This is a genomic window from Nostocoides australiense Ben110, from assembly GCF_001050535.1.
Lineage (GTDB): Bacteria > Actinomycetota > Actinomycetes > Actinomycetales > Dermatophilaceae > Nostocoides_A > Nostocoides_A australiense.
On record NZ_HG764815.1, the window covers coordinates 3,003,931 to 3,007,280 of the forward strand.

Annotated in this window: 3 protein-coding genes; all 3 read left to right on the forward strand. The window is 69.9% G+C overall.

Going from position 1 to position 3,350, the window contains the following annotated elements; all coding sequences use genetic code 11:
• The first annotated feature begins 243 nt into the window (after positions 1 to 243).
• Positions 244 to 1,524, forward strand: coding sequence for a phosphoribosylamine--glycine ligase (gene purD / locus BN11_RS14460; protein WP_048698779.1), 1,281 nt, complete (start codon positions 244 to 246; stop codon positions 1,522 to 1,524).
• On the forward strand, positions 1,521 to 2,414 hold the full coding sequence (locus BN11_RS14465; RefSeq protein ID WP_048698782.1) for a phosphoribosylaminoimidazolesuccinocarboxamide synthase: 894 nt from the start codon (positions 1,521 to 1,523) through the stop codon (positions 2,412 to 2,414). Before purD ends, BN11_RS14465 begins: the two co-directional genes overlap by 4 nt.
• Positions 2,415 to 2,541: 127 nt before the next feature.
• The coding region (locus BN11_RS14470) for an SGNH/GDSL hydrolase family protein (protein ID WP_083433779.1) at positions 2,542 to 3,350 on the forward strand (809 nt) is incomplete at its 3' end.

Genomic DNA, 3,350 nt, shown 5'->3' on the forward strand with positions numbered 1-3,350 from the left:
CGCTGCCGTCTCGCCATCGGGCTGTCCTCGCGGTCTCCCCAGACCCGCCGGCGATCGCCTAACCATTCGGTAATCGAATCGAAGCGACAGGAGCGGGTGCCATCGGCAGACGCCACGAGCGGCGGACACCACGAGCGACTGACGGCCCGAGCGACAGACGCCACGGGGCGGTCCGGCTCCGAGCCACCGACCGACGGCGAGATGAGAACGAACGAGATCGGAACGAACACTAGGCTCGGCGGCATGAAGGTGTTGGTGCTGGGGTCCGGCGCTCGCGAACATGCTCTCGTCCGGTCCCTGGTGGCCGACCCGGTGGTGGATGCGGTGGTCGCGGTGCCGGGCAACCCCGGGATCGCCGAACTCGCGGACTGTGTGCCCGTCGAGGGGGGCATCACCAATGGCCCGCAGGTCGTCGAGCTGGCCACAGCACATCACGTCGATCTTGTGGTCATCGGACCGGAGGCGCCGTTGGTCGAGGGGGTCGCGGACGACCTGCGGGCGGCCGGCATACCCACCTTCGGGCCCTCCGCCCGCGCTGCCCAGCTCGAGGGCAGCAAGGCCTTCGCCAAACGGATCATGGCCGAGGCGGGAGTGCCGACCTCCCTCTCCCACGTCTGCACCACCCTCGACGAGGTCGGCGAGGCTCTCGACGCGTTCGGGCCGCCCTATGTGGTCAAGGACGACGGCCTGGCCGCCGGCAAGGGAGTCGTCGTCACCGAGGACCGCGACGCCGCCCTCGCCCACGCCGCCGCCTGCTTCGAGCGGCCCGACGGACGCATCGTCATCGAGGAGTACCTCGTCGGGCCCGAAGTGTCCCTGTTCTGCATCAGCGACGGCGAACACGTCATACCCCTCGCCCCCGCGCAGGACTTCAAACGCGTCGCCGACGGCGACCAAGGCCCGAATACCGGTGGTATGGGCGCATATTCGCCCCTGGACTGGATCCCGCCACATCTGGTGGAGGACGTCGTGGAGCGGGTCGCCAAGCCGACGATCCGCCAGATGGCCCTGCTCGGCATGCCCTTCGTCGGGGTGCTGTATGTCGGTCTGGCCCTGACCGCGCGCGGGCCCAAGGTCATCGAGTTCAACGTCCGATTCGGCGACCCCGAGACACAGGTCGTGCTCGCCCGGCTGCGCACCCCTCTGGCGGGACTGCTGCACGCCGCCGCGACCGGCCAGTTGGAGGAGGTCGGCCCCCTGCACTGGCACGACGGCGCCGCAGTCACCCTCGTCCTCGCGGCCGAGGGCTACCCGGCAGCGCCGCGGACGGGCGCCGCGATCACCGGCCTCGAGACGATCACGGGAGAGACGGCATACGTCCTGCACGCCGGCACCGCGACCACCGCCGACGGGCTGACCGCAGCCGGCGGCCGGGTGCTGTCGGTCGTCGGGCTCGGCGCCGACCTCGCCGAGGCGCGGGCCACGGCATACCACGCCCTCGGCAAGATCGAGATGCCCGGCGGGCACCACCGCAGCGATATCGCGCTCGCGGCCCAAAACGGACAGATCGAGGTACCCCGATGACCCAGCCCGACGCGCCCGACCTGCCCGGCTACGTCCATGTCTACTCGGGCAAGGTCCGCGACCTCTACGCACCGACGTTGCCCGACGGCGAACCCGACCCGGACCGGCTGCTGCTCGTCGCTTCCGACCGGCTCTCGGCCTTCGACCAGATCCTCGACACCCCCATTCCCGACAAGGGCCGGGTGCTGACGCAGCTGTCGCTGTGGTGGTTCGACCAACTCGCCGACCTGGTGCCCAACCACGTCATCTCCACCGACGTGCCCGACGCGGTCGAGGGCCGGGCGGTCCTCGTGCGCCGCCTCGACATGGTGCCCGTCGAGTGTGTCGCCCGGGCGTATCTGACCGGGGGCGGGCTGGGGGAGTATCGCGCGTCGGGTCACGTCTCCGGGGTCGCGCTCCCCGACGGCCTCGTCGACGGCTCGCGCCTGCCGGAGCCGATCTTCACCCCATCGACCAAGGCGCCCCAGGGCCAGCACGACCAGCCGATGCCGTATGCCGATGTCGTCGCCGAGATCGGTCCCGACCGAGCGGCCGAGGCCCGTGACCTGACGATCGCGATCCTGGCCCGGGGCAACGAGATCGCCGCCGGACGCGGCATCCTCATTGCCGACACCAAGGTGGAGTTCGGGATCGACGGGGACGGCGGGATCATGCTCGCCGACGAGGTTCTCACCCCCGATTCCTCCCGCTTCTGGCCGGCCGACCAGTGGCACCCGGGCCGGCCCCAGCCGTCCTACGACAAACAGTTCGTCCGCGACTGGCTGCTGACCGAGAGCGGCTGGGACAAGAATTCCGGCGACGCGCCGCCTTCGCTGCCGGATCACATCGTCGAGCAGACCCGCGACCGCTACGTCGAGGCCTACGCACGGCTGACCGGCGCCTCCCTATAACGACGCGTCGATTCCGCACCCGGAGGTCTTCCCGGGCCGGTGCGGCAACCTCTACTCTGCGGTAACCACACACCGTCGTGTGGTTTCCATCACGCTGATCCGGCGTGGCAGACCGAGGGAGCCCCCCATGCCCACCACCCGCTTCGTCTCCTCGCGCGCGACGCGCACCACCACCATCGCCGGCCTCGGCGCCGGCCTGCTCGTCGCGGCGACGGCCCTCAGCGCGCACGCCGCCGGCTCGTCCTATGTCGCTCTCGGCGACAGTTACTCCTCCGGCACCGGCACCCGGACCTATATCGACGACGGCACCTCGTGCCTGCGGTCCGTCTACGCATATCCGAGCCTGATCGCCAGCGCCAAGGGCTACGCCCTCAACTTCCGCGCCTGCTCCGGCGCGACCATCGCCGACGTGACGAACACCCAGCTTTCGGCCCTCAGCGCGTCCACGGCATACGTCACGATGTCGGTCGGTGGCAACGATGCCGGCTTCGCCAGAATCTTGACGACCTGCGCGCAGCCGTCGTGGATGAGCGACTGCTACGGCGCGATCGACAAGGCGACGGCCTTCGTCAACAACACTCTCCCCGGGTCCCTGTCGACCCTCTACACCTCGATCCGGGCCAAGGCCCCCAACGCCAAGGTGACCATCGTCGGCTACCCGCGCATCTTCAACGGCGAGGACTGCAACGCCTTCACCTGGTTCTCGCCGACCGAGGAGGCCCGCCTCAACGCCGCCGCTGACCTGCTCAACAGCAAGCTGGCCGCCGCGGCATCCGCCAAGGGTTTCGCCTTCGCCAACCCGACGTCGCGGTTCATCGGCCACGCCGTCTGCGACAGCGCAGAGTGGATCAACGGCCTGTCCTACCCGATCGTGAACTCCTACCACCCGAAGGTCGACGGCCATGCCTACGGCTACACGCCGGCCGTCAGCCCGTA

Coding starts and splice junctions, on each gene's coding strand:
- purD (WP_048698779.1), top strand. CDS start 244: ATGAAGGTGTTGGTGCTGGGGTCCGGCGCTCGCGAACATGCTCTCGTC.
- BN11_RS14465 (WP_048698782.1), top strand. CDS start 1,521: ATGACCCAGCCCGACGCGCCCGACCTGCCCGGCTACGTCCATGTCTAC.